Origin of the sequence: Synechococcus sp. CC9311, from assembly GCF_000014585.1 — a bacterium.
Taxonomy (GTDB): Bacteria; Cyanobacteriota; Cyanobacteriia; order PCC-6307; family Cyanobiaceae; genus Synechococcus_C.
In genome coordinates, this window is record NC_008319.1 from 389,711 (window position 1) to 415,008 (window position 25,298).

The following is a 25,298-nucleotide window of genomic DNA, read 5'->3' on the forward strand; positions in this document are numbered from 1 at the left end:
GGATAATCAGGTTGACTGAAGATCAGTAGCGATAGTGGGCGAATGCTTTGTTGGCTTCGGCCATCTTGTGAGTTTCTTCCCGTTTGCGGACGGCACTACCAGCTTCGTTGGCAGCATCCATTAATTCTCCAGCAAGCTTTTGGGCCATGCTGCGACCATTACGAGCTCTTGAGAAATTGACGAGCCAACGCAGGGCCATTGCAGTGCCCCTCTCTTGGCGCACTTCCATCGGAACTTGATAAGTAGCACCACCAACACGGCGTGCACGAACTTCTACAAGTGGAGTCGCGTTCTTGACTGCCGTTTCGAACAGTTCTACAGGATCACCACCGGTGCGTTCACCGATCATTCCAAAGGCATCCGACAAGATGCGTTGGGCGGTGGACTTTTTTCCGTGCTTCATTAAGCGGGCCACCATCATCGTGGCGAGCCGATTGTTGAATTGTGGATCCGGCAGAATCGGACGTTTGACTGCTGCGTTACGGCGAGACATGAACCGTTAGGAGTGGAGAAACAGGGTGAGAATTAGAAGGGAGTGTGGATCACTCTTTAGGCGCCTTGGCGCCGTACTTCGAACGGGATTGACGGCGATCCTTGACACCAGCGGTGTCCAAGGTTCCACGAATGATGTGGTAGCGAACACCGGGAAGATCCTTAACTCGCCCTCCACGAATGAGGACCACAGAGTGTTCTTGGAGGTTATGACCGATGCCACCGATGTAAGCCGTGACCTCAAACCCTGAGGTGAGGCGTACACGGGCCACTTTGCGTAGAGCCGAATTCGGCTTCTTCGGTGTAGAGGTATACACGCGGGTGCATACGCCCCGTCGCTCCGGGCAAGCCCTAAGCGCAGGAGATTTGGTTTTCGCCTTGAGGGTCTGACGCTCGTGACGGATTAGTTGCTGGATGGTTGGCATCGACGGTCGGGATGCGGCCGGAGACCCGACCTAGTTCGACAATCCGTCACCATACTGGTTCGTCCGACCTTTTCCTCTTAACAGCGGGAAAATGCGCTTCCGCATAGACAGCAACGCACGTTGTCTTGGGGGCTGATTAGGAAGCCGCCGCCACTCAAATCGCCGCGGTAATCAAGGCAAAGCCCCTCTAAGAGATGAAGCTGCTCTTCCGGAGCGTGAAGGGTGACTCCGTCCGCACGTGCCATGGCAATTCCTGCAAGGTGACCGGGGCGCAAGCGGATGACGTGTTGTTCACAACTTCCAGACACCAAGTCCAGGTGCATCAACCCTGGTGTCCCTGCTATCGCAGCCTGACGACCGAGTTCCGCCGCAGCGGAGGCGCTGATGGAGAACGTGGCGCCCATAGCCATTCGCATGCTGATGGCTTCAGTTTGCCAGCACCATCGATCCCCCACTCACAAAGCCGAGACCGTTTTGGACGCGCGGAGTGATGCCCCGGCCTGTCATCACTGTTGTGTTGGCGATGAGCATGGTGGTGGAACCTCCCCCGTCAAGATTGAGTGCGTCAGTGAGATCGAGCTGTCTCAGTGCAAGGCTCGTTTCAAGGAGGGTGGGATCACTGCCATTGGCGCCCTTGGCGGTGAGGAGCCAAACCCGCTCCTTGTCTTGCGCCACAACGGTGCGAGGTGCTGAAACAGCAAGAAAACCAGGGCTAAAGCCCTCCTGTCGGCCATTCAATACAACCCTTCCGTTTTGTAGGAGAAGGGGCCCTCCACCCATCACTTGAGGGCGTTCGCCCAAGGGGTTTGAGCTGCGGATCTTGATGGTCACCGCATCTCCCACCTGGGCAGGAAGTGCGATCCCGCCTCGCGCAACGATCAGGTCTCCCTTTAAGGGCAAAGGAACGCCGCGAACGAGGGCGGATTGGTCGTACACCGCATCAACGCGTCCTTCCTTGAGCGTCAACGCTTGCTCTTCTCCACTGAGCGCGCGATATGTTGGGCCCCAGGCTCTGGTGTAGCGACTCAATCCGCGTTGGACATAGCCGCTGTTGAGCATCCCGAGAGGCCACCGCCGTCGTCCAGCAACGGTCATGTCCTGGATTAACTGAAGGCGTCCAAAGATCAGCGGGCCGTTGCGGTCCCAGCCGATCGCACCTCGGTTGAGGATTGGGCCTGAAAGCCACGTGTTGTTAAGACGAACAGCGCCAAGGGGGAGTTGTCGAACCCTGTTGAAAAAACCTCCATTCACCGCCACAAGCGCTTTGGCAGGTCGCGCCAACTGATTGAGATAGCGCAGCCCGGGCTGGGCATGGCTGGGGGCAAGCGGGCGTAAAAGCAGAGCTGAGGTGTTGTGCTGAACACTCGCTCGATACAGCTGTATTCGCTTGACTCCCACTTGAACCACGCGCTGATCAACAACCAACCCTTTCTTGATGAGCGCTTGCATCTCCGGGGCGAGTAGTGCGCTCTGAAAGGCTTGGACTTGACGTCGCCTTATCGCCGGCTTTGTAGAGGTGATGCCATCGAGAACGACCCGCCATGGTCCCTTCAGGGTCAAGGTCGAGAGCTTGCTGGATTGGCCCAGCAGCTTCAGCCCACCAGCCTCCTGTCGAGTTTGCAAACCAATGCTGCGCAATTGGCTTTCTTGAGCAGGAGTGACCTTCATTTGTAGAAGCAGATCATCGCCCTGGCGCTGAACGAGGGCAGGTCCACTGAGGTCCATCACAAGACGGTTGGCGCTGCCTCCTTTGCCTTGTCTGAGCGTTTTTAGATGGGGCTTGGGAAGGTCCACCCTCAGAGAGTTCTTGGATCGGTTCACTTGAACCCCGAGTGCGTTTAACCAAGGCAGCGCATCGAGGGCGACCTCATCCCCGATCGTGCGTTGTTGCACACCACTCAAAGGCAGTTGAAAGCCATACCACTCGAGCTGTTCTCCGTCACGATTGGCTTGACGTTGAAATCCCATCTGCCCAACAAGCAAATCGAGAGGCAACCAGAGCTGCTTAGGGTTCGAGGCTCCCTGGCCTTGCCATAACCAAGAGCTCGAGGTCTCGATGCCGCCAATCGTTAGGCGATCTCCACTGAACTGGTCAGTGAGGCGTACCTCCGCAATGGTCGCTGGCGGCGGAGGTGGCATTGCTGCATCCATGACTCGACGCTAGCTGGGGTGGGCGAATCCTTAGGATCCGAAATAGCTCAACCAGCTACGGAATGCGAACGCCGTTGCTGTTGTACGTCTCGACTGCAGGTTATGACCCAACTCACCGGTTCCGATTGGCCCTATTGCGACAGCAGTGCACCTGCTGCGGTTGCCGGGGAGAAGGACGCATGTGGTGTTGGTTTTCTGGCACAGCTTCAGGGTGAGCGCAGTTACTGGGTGCTGCAGCAGGCCCTTCGTGGTTTGGGGTGCATGGAGCACAGGGGTGGCTGTGGTGGTGATGGGGACTCCGGAGATGGAGCAGGAGTTTTGTGCGAAATCCCCTGGGACTACTTAAGAGCGATTTGGCCAGAAGCCGCGAATGGCAACGGTCTCGGCATGATGTTTCTGCCCAAAGATCCCAGTCTCCGTGCCGAAGTTCAGCGATTTTGTGATCAAGAGGCACAATCCCTTGGTCTGATGTCTATTGGATGGCGTGAGGTTCCAATCGACTCAGCGGTGCTTGGCCCGCTTGCGCGTGAGACGGCACCCGTCATTCAACAGTGGTTAGTCCAGAGAGATGTTGATGCCGATGCTCTCGAATCCCTGCTGTTGCGCCTGCGACGTCGCGTTGGAGCCAGGGTTCGCAAGGAATTTGGAGCCGAGGGCGCGCGGGAATTTTATGTCGCGTCCCTGAGTGGTCGAACCGTTGTCTACAAGGGAATGGTCCGCTCCGAGGTTCTCGCCCAGTACTACGCCGATTTGCGTGACCCTCGCTTTGCTGTGAGTTTTGCGGTCTATCACCGCCGTTTCAGCACGAATACGCTTCCTCGCTGGCCGTTGGCTCAGCCGATGCGCCTCTTGGGTCACAACGGTGAAATCAATACTTTGTTGGGCAATCTCAACTGGGCTAAGGCATCAGAAGCTGGCCTGGAAGACGTGTGGGGTGACGCTGCAGCCGACTTGATACCGGTTGTGAATCCCGATTTCAGCGACTCGGCCAATCTCGATGCCACGCTCGAGCTGATGGTGCGCAGTGGCCGCTCAATCACCGACAGCTTGATCACTTTGGTTCCGGAAGCATTCCGCAATCAGCCTGATCTTGAAAGCCGTCCTGATGTCACGGCGATGTATGAATTCAATGCCGGGATTCAAGAGCCATGGGATGGCCCAGCGTTGTTGGTGTTTGCCGATGGGAAGCGCGTGGGCGCGACCTTGGATCGCAATGGGCTCAGACCTGCGCGTTGGTGCACAACGGCTGATGGGTTCGTGATCATGGGCTCCGAGACCGGAGTGGTGGATCTCAGCGGAAAGACTGTCGTTGAAAAAGGGCGCTTAGGCCCAGGTCAGATGGTGGCCGTAGATCTTGAGCGCGGAGAGCTGTTGACCAATTGGGCGGTGAAGGAAGATGCGGCCCAACGTTTTCCCTATGGCGATTGGTTGAAGCAGCATCGCCGCTCGGTTTCTGCACAGCCTTGGACGCAGGATTGCCAAATCAGTGAGCTTGATTTGCTGCGCTTGCAGACAGCGATGGGCTTCACAGCAGAAGATCTTGACCTTGTGATCGAGGACATGGCAGGTCTTGGCAAAGAGCCCACCTATTGCATGGGTGATGACATCCCCTTAGCGGTGCTCTCCGACAAGCCCCATCTTCTCTACGACTATTTCAAACAGCGATTTGCGCAAGTCACCAATCCACCGATTGATCCGCTGAGAGAAAAATTGGTGATGAGTTTGGAGATGCACTTGGGGCAGAGGCGGCCTGCTGTGAAGCCTCAGGCCGCGGCCGCAGCATTGATTCACCTCGACACTCCAGTGCTCAATGAGGCGGAGCTCAGTGCTCTGTCAGACCAAGGGCTAGCGGTGCGATCCCTCTCTACCCAGGTTGCTGTTGAAGCCTGTGCCGGTGGGCTGCAGTCGGCCGTCGATGCCCTCTGCTTGAAAGCGGAAGATGCGGTTCGCAAAGGCGCTCAGGTTTTGGTGCTGTCGGACCGGGTGAATGCTGAGGAACAGCCTGCGGAACTGATGGCCACCACTGTGGCGATGCCGGCTCTATTGGCGGTGGGAGCGGTGCATCACCACCTGTTGCGCCAGAAGTTGAGACTCCACTGTTCGCTGGTTTCGGAGACAGCCCAGTGCTGGAGCACCCACCACATGGCTTGTCTGATTGGTTACGGCGCCAGTGCTGTTTGTCCATGGCTCACCTGGGAGACGACGCGCCATTGGCTCGCTCATCCCAAGACCCAGAAGCGGATCGAACAAGGCAAGTTGCAACCTTTGGATGCCAATAAGGCCCAGGCGAATGTGCGCTTATCCCTTGAGAACGGGCTCCGCAAGATCCTCTCCAAAATCGGTATTTCGCTCCTGGCGAGCTATCACGGTGCACAAATTTTTGAGGCCATCGGGCTAGGTGCCGATGTGATTCAAAAGGCTTTCGCGGGGACGACCAGCCGAGTCGCTGGGATGACCCTTCTAGAGCTCGCGAATGAAACGCTCTCATTGCATGCCAAAGCTTTCCCTGAGCTGAATCGGAGCAAGCTTGAGTTCATGGGTTTTGTGCAATACCGCACGGGCGGTGAGTATCACCTCAACAGCCCTGAGATGTCGAAGGCTCTCCACAGTGCAGTCAAAGCTGGTCCTGGTTACGACCATTTCTCCACTTACAAAACCCTGCTGGAAAACAGGCCAGTCACCGCTCTTCGCGATTTGCTGGAGTTCAAGCTGGCGGCGACGCCATTGCCGCTGGATCAGGTGGAGAGTGCCGAAAGCCTGTGCACTCGCTTCTGTACTGGTGGCATGAGTTTGGGAGCGCTCTCAAGAGAAGCCCATGAGGTATTGGCCGTCGCCATGAACCGTATTGGTGGAAAGAGCAATAGCGGAGAGGGTGGTGAGGATCCGATTCGTTTTCAGATTCTTAAGGATGTGGATGGAGACGGGCGATCATCGTCGTTCCCCAGCATCGGTGGGCTGAGAAATGGCGACACTGCCTGCTCAGCGATTAAGCAGATTGCCTCGGGTCGGTTTGGGGTGACAGCGGAGTATTTGCGCAGCGGTAAGCAACTTGAGATCAAGGTGGCTCAGGGGGCTAAGCCTGGTGAAGGCGGTCAACTGCCTGGGCCAAAGGTGGATGAGTACATCGCTGGGCTGCGTAACAGCAAGGCTGGAGTGGCGTTGATTTCGCCGCCGCCCCACCACGACATCTATTCCATTGAAGATCTGGCTCAACTCATCCACGATTTGCACCAGGTGCATCCCAAAGCCCCTGTCAGTGTGAAGTTGGTTGCTGAAATTGGGATCGGGACGATCGCGGCTGGTGTGGCGAAGGCCAATGCCGATGTGATCCAGATTTCTGGTCACGATGGCGGCACGGGTGCCTCACCGCTGAGCTCGATCAAGCACGCTGGCAGTCCCTGGGAGCTGGGCCTGACCGAAGTGCATCGGTCTTTGCTGGAGAACGGATTGCGTGATCGCGTCTTGCTCCGAGCCGATGGCGGTCTCAAGACCGGCTGGGATGTTGTGGTCGCGGCCCTTCTCGGGGCCGAAGAATATGGCTTTGGGTCCGTTGCGATGATTGCTGAGGGCTGCATCATGGCCCGCGTTTGTCACACCAATAACTGCCCAGTCGGTGTGGCTACCCAGAAAGCAGCCCTTCGCAAACGCTTCACCGGTGTGCCCGAACATGTGGTGAATTTCTTCTGGTACGTAGCGGAAGAGGTTCGTCAATTGATGAGTGTTTTGGGAGTCGCTCGTCTGGAAGATTTGATTGGACGCAGCGATCTTCTCCAGCCGCGTTCAGTTGAGCTTGAGAAGACCAAATGTGTCGATCTCTCCAGCTTGTTAGCTCCAGTCGGAGACGCCAACGACCGCTCCTGGCTCAAGCACAGCAGTGAAGCCCATGGAAACGGTCCGATCCTTGAAGATCATCTCCTTGCTGATGCCGATTTCATGGATGCTGTCGAGAACCATGGCTCACTTAGCCGCACGATCGAGATCGTCAACACCGATCGCAGTGTTGGTGCACGGTTCGCGGGAGAAATTGCTCAGCGCCATGGGAATCGTGGCTTTAAAGGTCAGCTGAATCTGAACTTTCGCGGAGCCGCCGGCCAAAGCTTTGCGGCATTCCTTGTGCAGGGCATGACGATGCGCTTGGAGGGAGAAGCCAACGATTACGTCGGCAAAGGAATGAACAGTGGCCGGATCAGTCTTGTCCCGGATGATGGTGTGGCGAATCCCGGCGATCAGGTGATTCTTGGCAACACCTGTCTTTACGGAGCCACTGGAGGTGAGCTTTTTGCAAATGGTCGGGCTGGAGAACGCTTTGGCGTTCGCAACAGCGGAGCCCGTGCCGTGGTGGAGGGAGCAGGAGACCACTGCTGCGAGTACATGACCGGAGGCGTGATTGTGGTACTGGGAGGCACCGGTCGCAATGTGGGTGCCGGTATGACCGGGGGTGTGGCGTTCTTATTGGATGAGGCGGGAGGTGTAAAGGCCCGCGTGAATCCTGAAATCGTCGAGGTGGTCGGCATCACCACCCCACAACAGGAGTCCTTGCTGAAATCACTGCTTGAGGCTCATGTGAGCACCACCTCCAGTGAGAAGGCCAAGGCTTTGCTTGCGGATTGGACGAACGCCAAGTCGTCGTTCAAGTTGTTGGTGCCCCCAAGTGAGCGTGCTGCGATGGGGCTTGAAGCACGTGAGGTCGTGGCCGCCTGAGACCTCCTCTTCGCTATGCCCTGGTTCATCAAGCAGGAAACATTCACCGATGCGATGACATCGTTATCAGCTGAGGAGCGTCGCATTCATTGCAATGACCACCGCCGTTGGGTTGAAGCTCAGCGGCGCGCAGGGCTTGCCATGGCCAGCGGTTTCCTTGTGGATGATCAACACAAGCCAGGTGGGGGTGGCTTATTGGTCTTCGAGGCCGAAAGCTTCGAGGCAGCCAAAGCGTTCATTGCTGCCGATCCAATGATTTCTAGAAATCTGGTGGATTGGACGCTGCACGAATGGAAGCCGGTGGAGGGAAGTCTTCAGGCTTAGTTCAGGCCTGGTGACTCCTGCTCTTGGTATTGAGCTGGAGTGTGTTCAGCGAGGATGAATGGTCATTAGTTTCTGCACTTCCCCTGCGTGGTAACTGCTGCGCGTAAGCGGAGTGCTGACCACTTGGAGAAATCCAAGTTCTTGTTCGCCCTTGAGGCGGTAGCTCTCGAACTGCTCCGGAGTGACGAACCGGTCCACCCGCAGGTGTTTGGGGCCTGGAGATAGGTATTGGCCAATGGTGACGATGTCAACTCGGTGCTCTCTTAGATCGCGAAGCACCTCGATCACTTCTGAGTCGCTTTCGCCGAGACCCACCATCAGTCCCGACTTGCTGTAAGCCCGAGACCAGCCATCGCGAACCCGTTTGAGAAGTTCAAGGGAGCGTTCGTAAACCCCCTGTGGACGCGCTTGGCGATACAGCCGCGGCACCGTTTCAATGTTGTGATTGAGCACATGGGGTGATGCCTCCATCACCGTGGCTAGCGCATCCCAATTGCCACAGAAATCGGGAATGAGCAGCTCAATCGTGGTGAGCGGCGAGTGTTGCTTCACCTGCTCGATGCAGGCCACGAACTGAGACGCCCCTCCGTCCTCTAGGTCGTCACGGTTCACTGATGTGATCACGACGTGTTTAAGCCCAAGCCGGGATACCGCCTCCCCGAGCCGTTGGGGTTCTGTTGGATCAAGGGCGCGGACGCTCTTGTCGAAGTCGATATCGCAGTAGGGACAGGCGCGGGTGCATCCGGGCCCCATGATCAGGAACGTCGCGGTCCCTCCGGCAAAGCATTCGCCGATATTCGGGCAGCTTGCCTCCTGGCAAACGGTGTTCAACTTGAGGTCCAGCAGCAGGTCGGCCACCTCGCCAATGCGCTCGCGCTGGGGGGCTTTGACGCGCAACCAGTCAGGTTTCTGAATGGACGTCATCTTTTAAAGTCGCCTCATCGGGATGTAGCGCAGCTTGGTAGCGCACTTCGTTCGGGACGAAGGGGCCGCAGGTTCGAATCCTGTCATCCCGACTCTATGAGTTGCGCTCAACTGAGTTCTGCGCCTGGATAGCCGCGCGGAGTCACCATTCGGCCCCCTTCCAGCCTGCTGCTGCTGTTGCCGATGACCAGTACGGTCAGCATGTCAATGCTGTCTACGGGCAAGCTGTCGAGCCGACAGAACGACACGTGTTCCTCTTGTCGACCTAATTGCCTTGCCATGACAACAGGTGTGGAGGCAGGGCGTTCAGTTAGAAGGATTTCCTTGGCACGTTGCAGCTGCCAATCACGTCCTTTAGATCGGGGGTTGTAGAGCGCAACGACGAAATCACCCTTGGCAGCTCCTTCTAGTCGTCGTTCAATCACCTCCCATGGGGTGAGGCGATCGCTCAAGCTCACGGTGCAGAAGTCATGCATGAGTGGTGCACCGGCTTTTGCCGCTGCAAGCTGCAGTGCAGAGATTCCTGGGTGCACGGCAAAGCGAGGTCGCTCGTCTTCTGGCAGGTCCAACCAGAGCTCAAGCGCGAGTCCTGCCATTCCGTAAATCCCGCTGTCGCCAGACGACACCAACGCCACGCGAACACCTTGGCGAGCAAGACTCAGAGCCTGCTGGCAGCGGTCCCTTTCCATGGTGAGTTGCCCATCCAGCCGGATTTGATCCGGACGGCGCAGCGGTTCCAGTAAGTCGAGGTAGAGCCCATATCCAACCCAGGCAGGACAGCGCTCTAGGGCACTGCGGGCTTCAGGAGTGAGAAGGCCTAAATCACCTGGACCACTGCCGATGAGATGGAGTTCGCCCTGTTGAGGTGAATGTGCCTCCATGCTCTCGGCAATCGCCACGGTGACGGCGCCGCGTTCATCGTCGTTTGCGTGGGTGATCCGCTTGTGCAGCTTGAGCTGTCCTTTGTCTCCGGCACTCAGTAATGCAGCGGCTTCTGCAACCGATCCGGTTCCCATTTCTGCCGCAACCACCTTGGATGGGGTTGGCACCGGTACACCATCTAATGCTGTTGCTGTGTGCAAACGGAAGGGCCAATGATGAAGCTGTGCGAGTTCTTGGAGTGCCCGTTCATCGCCCTTGCGATCGATGCTGCTGATGCCTGCAACGGCGTCCTCTGCCAGTCCCGCTTCTTCGAGGGCGCTCCTTACGGCGCGCTGGACAAGGTTCAAGCTTGTGTCGCGCTCGCAGCCAATCCCAAGCCAAAGCAGTGCTGGGTGCCATGTGCAGGCCCCCGCATGGGGCATGGTTGTGCTGATCTCCAGCGTTTGGATTGCACTGTCTGCCTCGGCATCAAGGCCTAGAAGATGGCTGGCTTGAGCCGCTGAACTGCTTTGCCACAGCTTGCTCCCCATCGTTTGGATGAGACGGGTCGCTTCTCCTCGCGCCTGGGCCTTCATCAGTTCGGTCCAGTTGGCGCTTGTTCCACCGCGTTTCCATCCCCAAGCATGTCCGAACGCATCGGTTGCAAGCCGGCCCGAAACAGCACTATCTCCGCTCAGAACCGCTTCCCCTCCAAGCGCGGCGGCGACCTCCCGGCTCAATTGTTCGGCACCAGCTTGGTGACCGCCGAGCAATGGGATCACTCTTTGCCCCTCTGCATCGAGCACCAGGACTGCAGGGTCTCTTTTTTTGTCGGTCAAGAGTGGAGCAATTAAACGGGTGACGGCACCCGTAGCTCCGATCACCATCAGGACTCCCCCCTCTTGCCAGTACTGCTGGATCAACAGCGCAGCCGAGTTCACCAAACACGTTCCGTCTCGGTCAGCAATACCGGCGGCTGCTCCAGGTGTGAGCGCCAGTTGATCAGTGAGGCCAGATTGCTGAAGTCTTTGCAACAACGGCCAGGCCCTTGAGGACAGCCCTAGGGCCAATCGCCCGGCAGAGGTCGAAGGAGAGGAGTCTTTCAGGGCAGGAGTTTCGGAGGTCAACGCTGGGTGCCATCGGGGTTCAATAGCTCACGGGCTGATCCTCCCAGGGTGCTGGTTGGAGAAATTCTTTCCGGTTCCTTGCTGATGATCGGCGTCCTTGATGGGGGTGGGGTTTCAGGGGGGACGGGCTTGCTGGATTCAGGCGAGGGTTCCGCAGAAGGCCCTGCTTTTGAAATGGTTCCCTCAGCTGTGTTCACTCCCTTTTCTGGCAATGCTTCTTCTTGGAATGATGTCTTTCTCGTGGCGTTTGTCTTCAAATCCTCTGGCTCAGCGAGTTCTTCTCCCAAAACTGCTTTGTCCAGAGCCTTTTCATCCTTGTCTTGTTCACTCATGGTTTTTTCATCCAAAGCCCCTTCTTGCATGGCCTTTTCTTTTAAGGGCTCTTCCTTGAAGTCCTGCTTCTTTGACGCTGCCTTTTCGGCGTCTTCCGCTTCAAGGATGTCTTTTTTAAGCCCGAACTCTTGAGTTGCGCTCGGGTCTTCAGGCTTGGTTTCACCCAGCAAACGGGCGAGTTCCGTGTCGTTAAGGGTGGATTGCAACCAGATCGGTTTTGGGTTCTTTAGCTCAGGGACCTCTCTCAATTGGTTGTTGAACATTGGTTCGAGCGATTCACCAATCCCATTCAGCAACTCCATTTGAACGGTGTTGATTCCTTTGCGGTTGTCGATTCCCTGGAGCCAGAGGGCATCCTGCTGGTCCACCACAAAGCTGTCTTCGTTAACGGTGATGCGTAGGCGCCAGCGAGCATCTCCAGCTCTGAGGTTTTGAAGGGGAGCGTTCCATACCAACCAATCGAGCAACAAAGGACTATCACCTCCAAGCTCAGCCGGACTCACCACCGCCAGCCAAGGGGCATCGCGTTTTGGCTGCGTACCCATCAGGGGCCGCAGCTGATCTACAGACCAATGCAAGCTGGCACCAGGAGTTTTGACGGCTTCTCCCCAGGGATAGGCCGCATAGGCCGTGAACCTGTGGCTCCCCGGACTCAAGGCAGGGAGTTCAATCGTTACTCGGTTTCCGTTTTGTTCACTTAAACGGATGGGTGCTTGGTCATCAATTTGAATCGCGACGTGGGCTCCGAGCCCGAGTTCGCGGTCGTTAGCGAGGGGCCAATCCTCGATTTTCAATTCCAGATTGAGTGGGCCGCCCTTGAGCTGGCTCCCATCCAAGGGACTGATGAGCGAGAGCCGGGGATGATGCTTGGCTAAGGCTTGATGAAGCTGCTGAACTGCACCAGGTGGCTCCACTTCTCGAATACGGCCTGATGGGTTTTGGGTAGGAAGATTCTTGCCTTGATTAGGAGCGGACCCGGAGTTGGGCTGATTGGCCCAAGGCAACGACGGAATGGCCAGCACGGGTTGTCCCAGGCCACATAGGAGTATCAGTGCGAAGAGTGCTGCGAACCATCGGATGCTTGCGTGTCGCCGGCCCGATTTATCCATGGAGCGGAGAGGATGTACCGCCATTCTGAATGGCTCCACTTCTCAGGTCTAGGGCGCTGACTGAGTATTAATTAGAGAAAGAAAATAAGCGGGTTGTTGATAGTTTTTTGTCTTGATTGGGAGGTTCTCGCTGACACCACCTGCAAACCAGACTCCAGTTGCAGACTGGTTCGCCGACGGATTGAACCTTTGTAACTCGATGATGGTTTAGGCCCTCTCATGACTCTATGCTCAAATCAGCGGTCCCCTCTTTGGGGCCCAAAGCACCAGTGACGGTCAGGGTTTTCCTGGTCTGAGCTGGCGCCCGGCTAAAGCCTTCGGGCTATGGCCGGGGCCCCGGCGAACTGTCCGGTTCTCCGGAGGGGTGGCCCTCCACCTCGATCCCGTCCCTCGAGGAACGACTCGATGACCATTAGCCCACCAGAGCGTGGGAGCACCGCGAAGAGCCAAGTCGAAAAGGTTGACAATCCAGCAACCTTTGAATTGTTCGGCAAGCCCGGACATTTCGACCGAGCTCTCGCGAAAGGCCCCAAGACCACAACCTGGGTCTGGAACCTCCACGCCAACGCTCACGATTTCGATAGTCACACGAGTGACCTTGAAGAGGTTTCTCGGAAGATCTTTAGTGCTCACTTCGGCCATTTGGCCGTGATCTTCATCTGGCTAAGCGGCGCCTTCTTCCACGGAGCCCGCTTCTCCAACTTCTCCGGCTGGCTCGCCGATCCCACCCACGTGAAGCCAAGTGCTCAGGTGGTGTGGCCCGTGTTTGGCCAGGAGATTCTCAATGGCGACATGGGTGCCGGATTCCAAGGCATCCAGATCACCTCTGGCCTCTTTCACGTCTGGCGTGCATGGGGAATCACCAATGAGACCCAGCTGATGTCGCTTGCCATCGGCGCTCTGGTGATGGCAGGCCTGATGCTCAATGCCGGTGTTTTCCACTATCACAAGGCAGCTCCCAAGCTCGAGTGGTTCCAGAACGTTGAGTCCATGCTCAACCACCACTTGGCAGGTTTGCTTGGTCTCGGCTCACTCTCTTGGACCGGCCACCTTCTGCATGTGTCTCTGCCGACTACCAAGTTGATGGATGCCATCGACGCCGGCCAACCGCTGGTGCTCAATGGCAAAACCATCGCTTCTGTCGCAGACATTCCACTGCCACACGAATTCTTTAATCAGGATTTGATCGCTCAGCTCTATCCAGGATTTGGTGCCGGTATTGGTGCCTTTTTCTCTGGTGATTGGGCTGCCTACAGCGACTTCCTGACCTTTAAAGGTGGAATTAATCCAGTCACCGGCAGCATGTGGATGAGCGATATCGCTCATCACCACTTAGCCATCGCGGTGTTGTTCATCGTGGCTGGTCACATGTACCGCACGAACTGGGGCATTGGGCACTCCATCAAGGAGATCCTCGAAGGTCAGAAGGGTGATCCTCTTCTCTTCCCTGCAACCAAGGGGCACGACGGACTCTTTGAGTTCATGACTACCTCTTGGCATGCTCAGTTGGGCGTCAATCTGGCCATGCTCGGCTCTCTGAGCATCATCGTGGCCCAGCACATGTATGCGATGCCTCCGTATCCATACATGGCGATTGACTACCCCACTCAGATTGGACTGTTCACCCATCACATGTGGATCGGTGGCTTCCTAATCGTTGGCGCTGCTGCTCACGCAGCCATCGCCATGATTCGCGATTACGACCCTGCAAAACATGTGGACAACGTGCTCGATCGTGTGCTCAAAGCGCGCGATGCGATCATCAGCCACCTGAACTGGGTTTGCATTTGGCTTGGAGCTCATAGCTTCGGCCTTTATGTCCACAACGACACGATGCGTGCTCTGGGTCGTCCCCAAGACATGTTCAGCGATTCGGCGATTTCGATTCAGCCGGTCTTTGCGCAGTGGATTCAGGGCATCCATGCAGGAGCCGCAGGAAGCACCGCTCCCAACGCACTTGCTGGTGTGAGTGAGGTGTTTAACGGCTCCACGATTGCTGTTGGAGGCAAGGTTGCAGCAGCAGCGATTCCTCTCGGAACCGCTGATTTCATGGTGCACCACATTCACGCATTCACAATTCATGTGACTGTGCTGATTCTTCTGAAGGGCGTGCTTTATGCCCGCAGCTCCCGCCTCGTTCCAGACAAAGCAAACTTGGGCTTCCGTTTCCCATGCGACGGCCCAGGCCGTGGTGGCACCTGTCAGGTGTCTGCTTGGGACCACGTATTCCTTGGTCTGTTCTGGATGTACAACTCCCTGTCCGTCGTGATCTTCCACTTCAGCTGGAAGATGCAGAGCGATGTTTGGGGAACCGTCAATGCTGATGGAAGTGTTCAGCACATCACAAATGGCAATTTTGCCAACAGTGCAATCACCATCAACGGCTGGCTGCGTGACTTCCTGTGGGCCCAGGCCGCTCAGGTGATCAACAGCTATGGCTCAAACACCAGTGCCTATGGCCTGATGTTCCTTGGTGCTCACTTTGTCTGGGCCTTCAGTTTGATGTTCTTGTTTAGTGGCCGCGGCTACTGGCAAGAGCTTATTGAGTCCATTGTTTGGGCTCATAACAAGCTGAAGGTTGCACCTGCCATCCAGCCTCGTGCACTTTCAATCACCCAGGGCCGTGCCGTGGGTGTCGCTCATTACCTCTTGGGCGGCATCGCGACCACATGGGCCTTCTTCCACGCCCACATCCTTGTGGTCGGCTGACCTCACTGACCTTTCCCTCTAATGGCAACGAAATTTCCTTCGTTTAGCCAGGGTCTGGCACAGGACCCGACAACCCGCCGCATTTGGTACGGGATCGCCACGGCTCACGACTTCGAGAGCCATGACGGAATGACGGAGGAGAAGCTTTACCAAAAGCTCTTCTCCACCCATTTCGGGCATCTCGCGATCATCGGCCTTTGGGTTTCGGGAAACCTGTTCCATATCGCCTGGCAGGGCAACTTCGAACAGTGGGTCTCCGACCCACTGCACGTCCGCCCAATCGCTCATGCAATTTGGGATCCCCACTTTGGTCAAGGCGCAATTGATGCCTTCACTCAAGCGGGTGCATCCTCCCCAGTGAATATTGCCTATTCAGGCCTTTATCACTGGTTTTACACCATCGGCATGACCACGAATGCCGAGCTGTATCAGGGATCCATCTTCATGATGATCCTGTCAGCTTGGGCTCTGTTCGCTGGTTGGCTGCATTTGCAGCCCAAGTTCCGTCCCTCCCTTGCTTGGTTCAAAAACGCGGAATCCCGCCTGAACCATCACCTTGCAGTCCTGTTTGGATTCAGCTCAATCGCTTGGACCGGTCACCTGGTTCACGTGGCTATCCCTGAGTCCCGCGGTCAGCACGTTGGTTGGGACAACTTCCTCAGCGTGATGCCTCACCCAGCAGGTCTGGGTCCATTCTTCACCGGCAATTGGGGCGTTTATGCCCAAAATCCTGACACCACAGGTCAGATTTTTGGTACCGCTGAAGGATCGGGCACTGCAATCCTGACCTTCCTCGGTGGCTTCCACCCTCAGACCGAAGCCCTCTGGCTAACAGATATCGCTCACCATCATTTGGCCATTGGCGTGATCTTCGTGATCGCTGGTCATATGTATCGGACGAACTTCGGTATCGGTCACTCGATCCGCGAGATCCTTGAAGCTCACAACCCACCAACCGGTACCCCCGGCGACCTGGGTGCTGGCCATAAAGGTCTCTACGACACCATCAACAACAGCCTGCACTTCCAGCTTGGTCTTGCTCTCGCCTCTTTGGGCGTGATCACCAGCCTGGTGGCACAGCACATGTACGCCATGCCGTCGTATGCCTTCATCGCGAAGGACTACACGACCCAGGCTGCCCTCTACACCCATCACCAGTACATCGCCATCGCCTTGATGTGCGGTGCCTTTGCTCACGGTGCGATCTTCTTTATTCGTGACTACGACCCCGAAGCCAATAAGGACAACGTCCTGGGTCGGATGCTCGAGCACAAAGAAGCCATCATCAGCCACTTGAGCTGGGTCTCCCTTTTCCTTGGCTTCCATACCCTTGGCCTCTACGTCCATAACGACGTGGTTGTGGCCTTTGGAACCCCTGAAAAGCAGATCTTGGTTGAGCCTGTCTTTGCACAGTTCGTCCAGGCTGCTTCCGGTAAGGCGATTTACGGCTTCGATGTTCTCCTAGCGAACGCTGGTGGCGCTGCTGCCAATGCCAACGCTGCCTACATGGGCGGTTGGATGGATGCCATTAATGGTGTTCGTGGCAGCAATGACTTGTTCCTACCAATTGGTCCTGGTGACTTCCTTGTTCACCACGCCATTGCTCTAGGTCTCCACACCACCACCCTGATCCTTGTGAAGGGTGCTCTGGACGCACGTGGCTCCAAGTTGATGCCTGACAAGAAGGACTTTGGCTACTCCTTCCCCTGCGACGGTCCTGGCCGTGGCGGCACCTGTGACATCTCTGCCTGGGACGCGTTCTATCTCGCTGTCTTCTGGGCTTTGAACACAGTGGGTTGGGTCACCTTCTACTGGCATTGGAAGCACCTTGCGATTTGGCAAGGCAACGTGGCTCAGTTCAACGAATCCAGCACCTATCTGATGGGTTGGTTCCGTGACTACCTCTGGCTGAACAGCTCACAGCTGATCAATGGATACAACCCATTTGGCAGCAACAACCTGGCCGTCTGGTCTTGGATGTTCCTGTTTGGTCATCTGGTTTGGGCTACCGGCTTCATGTTCCTGATTTCCTGGCGCGGTTACTGGCAGGAGCTCATTGAGACCATCGTTTGGGCTCACGAACGCAGTCCTATCGCCAACATGATGGGCTGGCGTGACAAGCCTGTGGCTCTCTCCATCGTTCAGGCACGTGTTGTTGGTCTTGCTCACTTCACGGTTGGTTATGTGCTCACGTACGGAGCCTTCTTGATCGCCTCCACTTCTGGCAAGTTCGGATGACTTAGTCCCAACCTCTGCCTGATTAACGAAGCGTTTCTCAGAGATTCACCCGTCCGGTATTCCGGGCGGGTTTTTTATGTGGATGGATTGTTCAGCGCTATCTCTTCTGTGTTGGCGATGTCCGCTGCTGTTAGGGGACGTCTTCGTTTAATTCCCGCCACTGAAGGCGATGTCCAGAGTGCGTAGATAGGTATGAAGGCCTGCATCTTGAATCGGCAGCACGTAGGCATCAGCTCCGGATTCATTGTGGTGAGAATGCCAGTAACCGGGGGGTGTCACGAAGGCCGCTCCCGGGGCCCAATCTTCACGATGCCCATTGATAATCATCCCCTTCGCATCCAGCTCTGTGCCGATCATCGTGTAGCAGCCGGGTTGGCAATCAACCGCGAAATCGAGTGCGATCGATTGGTGGCGATGGGGTCGTTGTATCTGGCCAGCAGGCAAGATTCCGAGCATGGCCCAGAGCGTATGGGTGATCGTTCGCGTTTGTGGAAAATTGCTGTTGCCCAGCAAAACGCTGACACGGTTGGCACGAGCACCGTTGGGGCTTTTTGCAATCGCATCAAGATGTCGTTTGCTGTCCTGATGGCTGTAAAAGCTCGGCTCAAAGCGAGCTTGTGCTGGCTCGACGCCGAGATAACGCAGGAGCGGTGCATCATGCACCCAATAAAGTCCTGCTTTTTCGATGCTGCTGTGAATTGCGTCGCCACCCGCAGGCAGCACCAAGATGTCTCCCTTTGACCATTGAAATGTTCGCCCGCAGGCTTGCGTTTCCCCTTCTCCATTCGTGATGAAAAACAGCTGACTGGTCGCAACAGCACTGGTGCGTTGTTGACCACGGTCGAGGCGAACAAAATTCGCACAAAGAGAAGGACCGGTGGCTGGACCAGAGCAGCCAAGCATTTCACTCAGATCTAGAGGAAGTACATCGCAACCGGATTGATCGAAAAAATCTGGCGAAAACGACCGATAGGGAATTGCATTGATCAGCCCACTCTGTTGAGGGTTCGCAGCGGAGCGGTAATCAAAAAAATGGGCTTGCTCAGATGAGGCCTGATGCAAAGCGGGAGCTAACAGGGTGTTGACCTCAACGAGACGCATACCTTATCGATCAATGGGATTTGGATTGTATGGGTTTTGTCATCCCTGGAAGCCGGCGTTGAGCCGGATGCGCACCGGCACAGGATGGTTCGAAGTTTGTTCAGGCAAATGGTGAAACCAGCTTGAAGCGTTCCCTGTCCCAAAGGATGAGAGAGAAGCAATCGCCAATCTGATAAAGATAAAGTTTGTGGACATTGTCAACAAGATGGATATTGGCTTCATGACATTCCTTCAATCGATAATTTGGAATGCGCTCTGAGAGATGGTGAATATGGTGATAAGCGATATCGGCAGTAAACCAATTCAAAACGGCAGGCATTTGAAGGAAAGAGGATCCAGAAATGGCTCCACGAAAATAACTCCAATTGTCTTCATCACTTGTATAAGAATCGGGGAAATTGTGTTGGATGAAAAAGACGGCAATCATCACCGCTGCACTGCAGCTCATTACCACTGAATAGAGGATCCAGAAATGTGCATATCCTATAGAACTTCCGATCCACCACCACAACAACCCAACGACTGCAGTGTTGGCAACCATGTCTACACATTCTCCGCTGGTGTAAAAGAAACTAGATTTGTAATTCAAACAAACATGTTTTGGGGATATCCAGGAGCCGGTACGCACCATCTTTATGGTGCTTTTGATGGAATGGCCAATGAATTCAAAAAAGCTCAAAAGTAAGGCAAGTCTTGGCTTAATGATGAGATAGAAGAATCCACCTGGGAATAGCAGCAATGGATGGCGTAAGACGCGATAAAGCCACTGGGAACGTGGAGATCGCGCTTCGTATTGCTCGCGTGTGATGAGAGCTGATGGTCCGCGATAGCGATCCCAATTTCCATTGTGTTTGTGATGGAAAGCGTGTCCCCGTGACCAGGGATGTTGCGGCATGCCGTGAATCAAGCTCAAGCCGAAGGCTGCAATTCGATTCGACCGTTTGGAGCTGAACAGGCTTTGATGACCGCAGTCATGCATCAGGGAGAAGCTGCGACTGAGCAGCAGAACCATCAACACGAGGAGCAAGGGTGTCAACACGATGGCTGTGGTGTTGAACGATGTTGTGACCGCAGACATCGCGATCGCTACCGCGATGATCGGAACCACGGTGTTCAGGATCTGCCAGCTCGCTATGCGGTCATCGCTGGCCATAAAAGGAGCGAGTTTGAAGTCGATCCGTTTGGGGTAAGCGCTAGGCGCCATGTCTTGGCTAATCGTCTGAGTGGTCGTTGTCATGCAGCTTCCACGTGGGGTGCCGCGATCGGCTTGATGGGTGAACCTATCTCTTTTTTGCTGCAACCGGTTTGTCAATTGCCTGGTGAGCTCTGAATGTGAGTCTTCTCCCTCCATCCTTTGAGGCTCAAATAAACGGCTGGAACAACAAACAGAGAAAGCAGCGTGGAGATCAGCAAGCCGCTAAATACCACCGTTCCAATGCTGATTCGACTGGCTGAACCTGTGCCGCTTGCCAGCAGCAGCGGCAGAAAACCAGCTAAGGAGGTAATCGCTGTCAGAACAATTGGACGCATCCGCTCTTCCGCCGCGTCAGTGATCGCCTCGCGAAGGGGCAGGCCGGCCCGGAGCCTTTGATTGGCAAACTCCACAATCAGAATTCCGTTTTTTGCCGCCAAACTCACGAGGACGAGAAGACCCATCTGGCCGTAAACGTCTAGCGGTAGCCCACGCAATTTGATTCCGATCAGCGCACCTAGCAGTGCCAGAGGCACTGTCAGCAAAATGACTAGGGGGTCGAGAAAGCTCTCATAGAGACCAGCTAGTAAGAGGTAGACCACCACCACGCTCAAACCAAAGAAGGCCCAGGTGACGCCTTCGGCGACCCTTTCTTCCTCCGCAAGGCCTGTAAAAGCAAGCCCGATGTTGCCGCCTCCAATTTGTTCGCCTGCTGCCTCAAGGATGTTGATGGCTTGCCCACTACTCGTTTCTTTCCCGGGTAAGGCGCTGATACGGATGGATCGGTTAAGGGCGTAGTGGTCAATCGATCCTGTGCCCTCAACTTGTTCAAGTCGCGCCACGCTTTCAGCGCTGACGAGTTCCCCATCCCGGTTCCGGAGCATGAGGGATTCGATGTCCTCTGGACGATTGCGGTCGCTGCCCTCCATTTGAATCCAGATGCTCCGTATTTCTCCGTCGGCGTAGGTGTCATCGAGATAGCGCCCGCCGACGGCCATGCCAATCGAATTCAGAGTTTCTCTGTAGGGGAGGTTCAGTGCAGCCATTTGGTCGCGGTCTAAAACGAGGCGCCATCTCGGGGCACTGGCGTCGAAACGGGTGCTGACCCGTTCAAATTTGCCCGTTTCCTTGGCACTCGCAATAAAGGCTTTGGCGACCTGTTCGAATTGGACCAGGTTCAGTTGGCCACCACTGCGGTCTAGAAGCTCAATGTTTAAGGCTGAATCCCCGCTAAACCCTCGAACGGTGGGGGGGGTAATCAGCACAACTCTGGCATCTGTAATCGAACGATTCAGGGCTTTTTGCAGTCGTCGTTTGATGGCTTGATCGCTCTGATCTGCACGCCTTCTCTCCTGGAGAGGTTTTAATCTCAGGTAAAAGGAACCCTTGTCTTCCCCGCTTTGTCCGAACGAACTTCCTGCATAGAAGTTCCCTGACCGGATGAGTGGCTCTTGCTCAACGACAGCGCGAATGGAATCCATGCTTGCCATGCTTCGTTCAAGGCTGGCGCCTTCCGACAAGGTGAAATAACCACGGATTTGGCCCTGGTCTTCGTTAGGGATAAAGGCTGTCGGCGTGGTGCGAAGGACGACTCCCGTGAGCATCAAGCAGATGATTAAAACGATGCCCACCCAATTGGGTCGCATTAATAACTTGCGCAATGTTCGTGAGTAGTGCCCTTCAGTGCTTTGCATGGTCTTTCGGAGACGATCGCTGAGTCGTCTGATCGGTCCAGGCAGGCGTCCATTCCCTGGAGTGAGAACCCTTGCTGATGCCATTGGCGTGAACGTGAGTGCGTTCAACGTGGAGAACACAATGGCAGCCGTAATCGTCAAGGCAATCGGTTCATAAAGGCGACCAATTGACCCTGGAATCAGCAGAACAGGAACGAACACCGCTACGAGAACCAAAGAGGTGGCCACGATTGCTCCGGCCAATTCCTGCATCGCTGTTTCGGCGGCCTTTAGAGGTGGGTCTCCTTTTTCAATTCGATCGGCAATTTCCTCGCTCACCACGATTGCATCGTCTACAACAATGCCTGTCGCAAGAATCAGTCCGAACAGAATCAAACTGTTGATATCTGAACCGCTGAGGCGGATCACCAACAAGCTGCCTACCAAAGAAATAGGTACGGCGATCCCAGGCACCATGGCTAATCGCCAGCGCCCTAGGAAGAGCACCAAAACAACTAAAACCAGCAGGATTGCATCGCGGAGTGTCGTAATGGTGCGATCGAGATTGGCTTGGATGGTGTCGGCCGTATCCACGATGGTTTGCATCGTGATTCCGGGCGGAAATCCTGATTCGAGTTTCGCGAGATTTCGGCGAATGCTTCGACTGAGAGCAAGGGCATTCGCTCCATCTCTTTGATAGATCCCTACGGCAACGGAGCGTTCTCCCTGAAGATTGATCGCGGCCCTTCCATAACTGCGTTGTCCAAGGCTGACGCGGCCGACATCACTGAGTCGAATGAGGCCCCCATTGGCTAATCGTTTGATCACCAGGTTTTCAAGTTCGTCCTGGCTGCGCAAGCGACCTTCGGCTTCGACAGGAAGGCTGAGAAGTTGTCCTGATGGAGCCGGTGCGCTGCCGAGCGCGCCGATGGCGGCCAGAACGTTTTGCTCGATAAGCGCTGTGCTGACATCCGTGATCGTGAGATTGGCTTGCTCAAGTTTTTGAGGGTCCATCCACAGGCGGTAGGCCAACTCGCTGCTACCGAATACACGAATATCTCCTACGCCTGAAACGGATCTGAGCGATTCTCTGAGCGATTGTTCAAGCCATCCTGGGAGAAAGGTTGGAACGTAGAGATCTTGCGGATGGCTAAAGCCAAGGATCATCAGTAAATCGCTAGAGGAGCGATTTACGCTGAGTCCTTGGCGAGTAACGGCTTGCGGCAAGCGGCGCAACGCCAAATTCACTTCGTTTTGGACCTTGATCGCATTCAGTTCAGGGCTGCCTTTTTTGAAGCGAAGGCTGATTCTTGATTGCCCTTCACTACTTGTGGACTGAATGCTGTCGAGATCGCTGAGACCGTTGAGTTGTTGCTCCAGCACAGTGGTGACGCTTTGCTCCACCACATCTGGGGATGCAGCAGGGAAGCGTGCTGTCACGCTGACCTGGGTTGGTGCCAACTGGGGGAGGTCTTCAAGGCCCAAGCCGAAGAGCGAAACAAGTCCTGCCAGCAGAACGAGCAGGCTGCAGACAACGGTGAGTACAGGCCGTCGCAGAAAGGGCTGGGAGATGGACCGCAAGGCGGCACCTGCTGCAAAAGCGGGTTGATCTTGGCAGTTAAAAGTCCCTGTTGAGCGACTTTTCGCTCAACAGGGACTTTGCTGGTCTGTTTCAGTGAGGGACGTTGAGGCTCAGCTCACGCTCCAAACACCTGCCGCTATCTTCACGAGCTCCTGAACGTGGAGAGTGTCGCAGAGCAACCAGGCAAAGACAGCACCACCACAGCCACCCAGCCAGAAGCCACTGGTGAACTCAGACCACCCGTTGCGAGTGAAAAGATCTGCGGGGGGATTGTCAACTGTGACGTCTGCGGGAGGGATATGAGGTTGCTTTCCGGGCTGGTTATAGAGAAGGAACAGGAGAGTGAGGAGGTGAACAGCACCGATAGCTGCTAAGAGGCCAGCGGTTGCTGAGTAATCGGTATTACGCAGTGGGCCACAGATTGTGTAGGGCCCATAAAGGAGATATCCAAAGGCTGCGCCTGTTTCAATTCCCCTGAAATTTGGTGATATCCCTTGGCGATAAAAGGGAAGATTATTTATAAGCCACTTCATGAAATAACCGCTATTCACGGGTGTGGCTAAATTGCCGACGCAAGGATCGGCCGCAGGAGTAACAGTCATTGGAGTTTGATGGCTTAGTCGGAGTGCTGGTGTCTGGTTTTAGATCAGTCGGCGGCGGTAATCGCCCGTCCAACAAGAATGATGAAAACTGCAGGGAAAACAATCCCAATCATTGGCACAAACAACACCGGCAGCCAGGCTGCTGCAAAATCTCCAGTCATGATCAAGCCCAGGGTTGTTCCCACGATTTTAGAGTCTTCATGTTGGGCATTCCCCTCTAAGGGTTTCCTGGCGAAATAAAAGTTCAATCCAACCCTTTATCGGGTTGTCCCTAAGCATCTGATCTGATGACTCAGCTATTCGCTGGTGTTGCAACCATTGTTCTGGCCATCATTCTCTATGGTCTGGGCCGAAAACCCCATAAGCCAATTCTGCGCAGTACGGATGTGTCGGAGGTCGTAGCTCTGAATCGTGCCCAGGTGGAGCTGGTGCAGGTGTCGGAGGTAGAGGAGGTCGCTGAGAGTGCTCCCGTTCTTGCATGGCAGGCCCCCTCCACCTCTGCTGAAAGGCTTGAGTTGCAGCAGTACCTGCGGCGGTCGATGGATGACGGGCCAGATCTACGACTGCAGGCGATCAAGCTTGCGGGGCAGTGGGGTCACCAGTCGGTTCTTCCAATTTTGCGACGGGGCCTGCATGATTCAGACAGTCGAGTTGTCGAGGCTGCTGCCGCCGCGATTGAACGTCACCGCAGTGGCCCTTACCGTGCCTCAGCTCACCCTGTACGGCCCCCGCGCAACGTGGCGCGGATGCGATAAATCGGCCTTCCTTGACTTTCGTGATAAGTGCGAATGAGCAGCTCTGCCAACAGTCCAAAGCAGAACAATTGAATTCCTGCCAACCCCAAAACTACGGCCAGCGTTAGTAAGGGTCGGTTGCCAATATCGGCTCCTTGGAGCTTGATCATCAGAAGGTAGCTACTGGAGATCAAGCTCAAAGCGATCGCAATCAATCCCGCGAATCCGAACACGTACATCGGACGCGTGAGGAACCGTTTCATGAACCAAACGGTGAGAAGGTCCATGAGCACGCGAAATGTGCGATCAATTCCATATTTGCTGCTGCCGTACTGCCTTGCCCGGTGATTCACTTTGACTTCAGTGATTCGTGCGCCTTCGATGAAAGCCAGTGCGGGCAGGAAGCGGTGAAGCTCTCCGTACAGGCGCATGTCGGAGAGAACTGCCCGGTCATAGGCCTTTAGGGAACAGCCGTAGTCATGGAGCTTCACGCCTGTGACCTTGCCGATCAGTCGGTTGGCGATTCGCGAGGGCAGTTTTCGCTGCAGTTCAGCGTCCTGTCGTTGATGACGCCAACCGCTTACGAGGTCATACCCCTCACGCAGCTTCGCCAGGAGCAAGGGGATGTCAGCTGGATCATTCTGTAAATCACCATCAAGGCTGACGATGATCCGGCCACGGGCTACATCAAAACCCGCCGCCATTGCTGCGGTTTGACCGTAGTTTTTGCGAAGAAGCACGCCAACGAGCTCTGGAACCTCTTGGCTGACCTGTTGGAGCACTGCGGCCGTTTGATCAGACGATCCATCATTCACAAGCACCAGCTCGAAGCGCTCACCTGAGGGCCGCAGTGATGAGAGAAGTTGCTCCACCAATTCGGGCAGGCTCTCTTCTTCGTTGTAGAGCGGCACCACTACGGAGACATCGAGACTGCTCTCCTCGTTTGCGGATGCGTTTGAGGGTGCTGCTGGGCTCAGAGACATCCAGATGTGGGGCGATGCGAGCAACTTAAGCCGGCAT

Annotated in this window: 18 protein-coding genes and 1 tRNA gene; 6 read left to right on the plus strand and 13 right to left on the minus strand. The window is 55.6% G+C overall.

Going from position 1 to position 25,298, the window contains the following annotated elements:
• Positions 1–22: 22 nt before the first annotated feature.
• From rpsG to SYNC_RS01855, 4 genes are all read right to left on the minus strand, one after another.
• The gene (gene rpsG / locus SYNC_RS01840; RefSeq protein WP_011618354.1) at positions 23–493 is read right to left on the minus strand and encodes a 30S ribosomal protein S7; all 471 of its coding nucleotides are present in this window, start codon (positions 491–493) and stop codon (positions 23–25) included.
• Between the two features lie 49 nt (positions 494–542).
• A complete protein-coding gene (gene rpsL, locus SYNC_RS01845) occupies positions 543–917 on the minus strand; it encodes a 30S ribosomal protein S12 (RefSeq protein WP_011618355.1) in 375 nt (124 codons plus the stop codon).
• A gap of 77 nt (positions 918–994) precedes the next feature.
• Entirely contained in the window at positions 995–1,321 is a 327-nt protein-coding gene (locus tag SYNC_RS01850) for an AIR synthase (protein ID WP_011618356.1), read from the minus strand.
• 22 nt (positions 1,322–1,343) lie between these two features.
• On the minus strand, positions 1,344–3,056 hold the full coding sequence (locus SYNC_RS01855; protein WP_237699247.1) for a phosphodiester glycosidase family protein: 1,713 nt from the start codon (positions 3,054–3,056) through the stop codon (positions 1,344–1,346).
• Between the two features lie 114 nt (positions 3,057–3,170).
• Here SYNC_RS01855 and gltB point away from each other — a divergent pair, with 114 nt between their 5' ends.
• Both gltB and SYNC_RS01865 read left to right on the plus strand, forming a co-directional pair.
• Positions 3,171–7,769 (plus strand): glutamate synthase large subunit, encoded by a 4,599-nt coding sequence (gene gltB / locus SYNC_RS01860; protein WP_041426316.1) that lies wholly within the window; start codon positions 3,171–3,173, stop codon positions 7,767–7,769.
• Between the two features lie 15 nt (positions 7,770–7,784).
• Positions 7,785–8,093: a YciI family protein gene (locus SYNC_RS01865; RefSeq protein WP_011618359.1), complete on the plus strand. Its 309-nt coding sequence runs from the start codon at positions 7,785–7,787 to the stop codon at positions 8,091–8,093.
• A 45-nt stretch (positions 8,094–8,138) separates the two neighbouring features.
• On the opposite strand, the gene lipA is transcribed toward SYNC_RS01865, so the two are convergent.
• The gene (gene lipA, locus SYNC_RS01870; protein ID WP_041426858.1) at positions 8,139–9,008 is read right to left on the minus strand and encodes a lipoyl synthase; all 870 of its coding nucleotides are present in this window, start codon (positions 9,006–9,008) and stop codon (positions 8,139–8,141) included.
• A gap of 27 nt (positions 9,009–9,035) precedes the next feature.
• On the opposite strand from lipA, the gene SYNC_RS01875 reads away from it, so the two are divergent.
• Positions 9,036–9,109, plus strand: a tRNA-Pro gene (locus SYNC_RS01875).
• Between the two features lie 15 nt (positions 9,110–9,124).
• Here SYNC_RS01875 and cobJ read toward each other — a convergent pair.
• Both cobJ and SYNC_RS01885 read right to left on the minus strand, forming a co-directional pair.
• Positions 9,125–11,005, minus strand: a complete 1,881-nt coding sequence (gene cobJ / locus SYNC_RS01880) for a precorrin-3B C(17)-methyltransferase (protein WP_083756058.1) — start codon at positions 11,003–11,005, stop codon at positions 9,125–9,127.
• A complete protein-coding gene (locus SYNC_RS01885) occupies positions 11,002–12,471 on the minus strand; it encodes a hypothetical protein (protein WP_237699248.1) in 1,470 nt (489 codons plus the stop codon). Before SYNC_RS01885 ends, cobJ begins: the two co-directional genes overlap by 4 nt.
• A 381-nt stretch (positions 12,472–12,852) precedes the next feature.
• Between SYNC_RS01885 and psaA the strand changes: the two genes are divergently transcribed.
• Together psaA and psaB are read left to right on the plus strand one after the other, a co-directional pair.
• A complete protein-coding gene (gene psaA, locus SYNC_RS01890) occupies positions 12,853–15,156 on the plus strand; it encodes a photosystem I core protein PsaA (protein ID WP_011618363.1) in 2,304 nt (767 codons plus the stop codon).
• 21 nt (positions 15,157–15,177) lie between these two features.
• On the plus strand, positions 15,178–17,394 hold the full coding sequence (gene psaB, locus SYNC_RS01895) for a photosystem I core protein PsaB (protein WP_011618364.1): 2,217 nt from the start codon (positions 15,178–15,180) through the stop codon (positions 17,392–17,394).
• A gap of 147 nt (positions 17,395–17,541) precedes the next feature.
• Here the strand turns inward: psaB and SYNC_RS01900 are convergent, their stop codons facing one another.
• The 5 genes from SYNC_RS01900 to SYNC_RS01920 form a co-directional block, all read right to left on the minus strand.
• Entirely contained in the window at positions 17,542–18,495 is a 954-nt protein-coding gene (locus SYNC_RS01900) for a cupin (protein WP_011618365.1), read from the minus strand.
• A 100-nt stretch (positions 18,496–18,595) separates the two neighbouring features.
• Positions 18,596–19,732 (minus strand): fatty acid desaturase, encoded by a 1,137-nt coding sequence (locus SYNC_RS01905; protein WP_148201804.1) that lies wholly within the window; start codon positions 19,730–19,732, stop codon positions 18,596–18,598.
• 71 nt (positions 19,733–19,803) lie between these two features.
• Positions 19,804–22,941, minus strand: coding sequence for an efflux RND transporter permease subunit (locus SYNC_RS01910; protein ID WP_011618367.1), 3,138 nt, complete (start codon positions 22,939–22,941; stop codon positions 19,804–19,806).
• A 111-nt stretch (positions 22,942–23,052) separates the two neighbouring features.
• On the minus strand, positions 23,053–23,544 hold the full coding sequence (locus SYNC_RS01915) for a photosystem I reaction center protein subunit XI (RefSeq protein WP_011618368.1): 492 nt from the start codon (positions 23,542–23,544) through the stop codon (positions 23,053–23,055).
• Positions 23,545–23,588: 44 nt separating this feature from the next.
• Positions 23,589–23,705: a photosystem I reaction center subunit VIII gene (locus tag SYNC_RS01920; RefSeq protein WP_011618369.1), complete on the minus strand. Its 117-nt coding sequence runs from the start codon at positions 23,703–23,705 to the stop codon at positions 23,589–23,591.
• A gap of 126 nt (positions 23,706–23,831) precedes the next feature.
• Between SYNC_RS01920 and SYNC_RS01925 the strand changes: the two genes are divergently transcribed.
• Complete coding sequence (locus tag SYNC_RS01925) at positions 23,832–24,299, plus strand: HEAT repeat domain-containing protein (protein WP_011618370.1); 468 nt, start codon at positions 23,832–23,834, stop codon at positions 24,297–24,299.
• Here SYNC_RS01925 and SYNC_RS01930 read toward each other — a convergent pair.
• Positions 24,257–25,261, minus strand: a complete 1,005-nt coding sequence (locus SYNC_RS01930) for a glycosyltransferase family 2 protein (RefSeq protein ID WP_011618371.1) — start codon at positions 25,259–25,261, stop codon at positions 24,257–24,259. The two genes, SYNC_RS01925 and SYNC_RS01930, sit on opposite strands and share 43 nt — an antisense overlap.
• Positions 25,262–25,298 lie beyond the last annotated feature (37 nt).

Bases quoted from the DNA above. Each gene is read 5' to 3' on its own strand.
- psaA (WP_011618363.1), top strand. From the start codon at position 12,853: ATGACCATTAGCCCACCAGAGCGTGGGAGCACCGCGAAGAGCCAAGTC.
- rpsL (WP_011618355.1), bottom strand. From the start codon at position 917: ATGCCAACCATCCAGCAACTAATCCGTCACGAGCGTCAGACCCTCAAG.
- SYNC_RS01905 (WP_148201804.1), bottom strand. From the start codon at position 19,732: ATGACAACGACCACTCAGACGATTAGCCAAGACATGGCGCCTAGCGCT.
- rpsG (WP_011618354.1), bottom strand. From the start codon at position 493: ATGTCTCGCCGTAACGCAGCAGTCAAACGTCCGATTCTGCCGGATCCA.
- SYNC_RS01900 (WP_011618365.1), bottom strand. From the start codon at position 18,495: ATGCGTCTCGTTGAGGTCAACACCCTGTTAGCTCCCGCTTTGCATCAG.
- psaB (WP_011618364.1), top strand. From the start codon at position 15,178: ATGGCAACGAAATTTCCTTCGTTTAGCCAGGGTCTGGCACAGGACCCG.
- SYNC_RS01865 (WP_011618359.1), top strand. From the start codon at position 7,785: ATGCCCTGGTTCATCAAGCAGGAAACATTCACCGATGCGATGACATCG.
- SYNC_RS01930 (WP_011618371.1), bottom strand. From the start codon at position 25,261: ATGTCTCTGAGCCCAGCAGCACCCTCAAACGCATCCGCAAACGAGGAG.
- gltB (WP_041426316.1), top strand. From the start codon at position 3,171: ATGACCCAACTCACCGGTTCCGATTGGCCCTATTGCGACAGCAGTGCA.
- SYNC_RS01850 (WP_011618356.1), bottom strand. From the start codon at position 1,321: ATGGGCGCCACGTTCTCCATCAGCGCCTCCGCTGCGGCGGAACTCGGT.
- SYNC_RS01885 (WP_237699248.1), bottom strand. From the start codon at position 12,471: ATGGCGGTACATCCTCTCCGCTCCATGGATAAATCGGGCCGGCGACAC.
- SYNC_RS01915 (WP_011618368.1), bottom strand. From the start codon at position 23,544: ATGACTGTTACTCCTGCGGCCGATCCTTGCGTCGGCAATTTAGCCACA.
- SYNC_RS01920 (WP_011618369.1), bottom strand. From the start codon at position 23,705: ATGACTGGAGATTTTGCAGCAGCCTGGCTGCCGGTGTTGTTTGTGCCA.
- SYNC_RS01855 (WP_237699247.1), bottom strand. From the start codon at position 3,056: ATGCCACCTCCGCCGCCAGCGACCATTGCGGAGGTACGCCTCACTGAC.
- SYNC_RS01925 (WP_011618370.1), top strand. From the start codon at position 23,832: ATGACTCAGCTATTCGCTGGTGTTGCAACCATTGTTCTGGCCATCATT.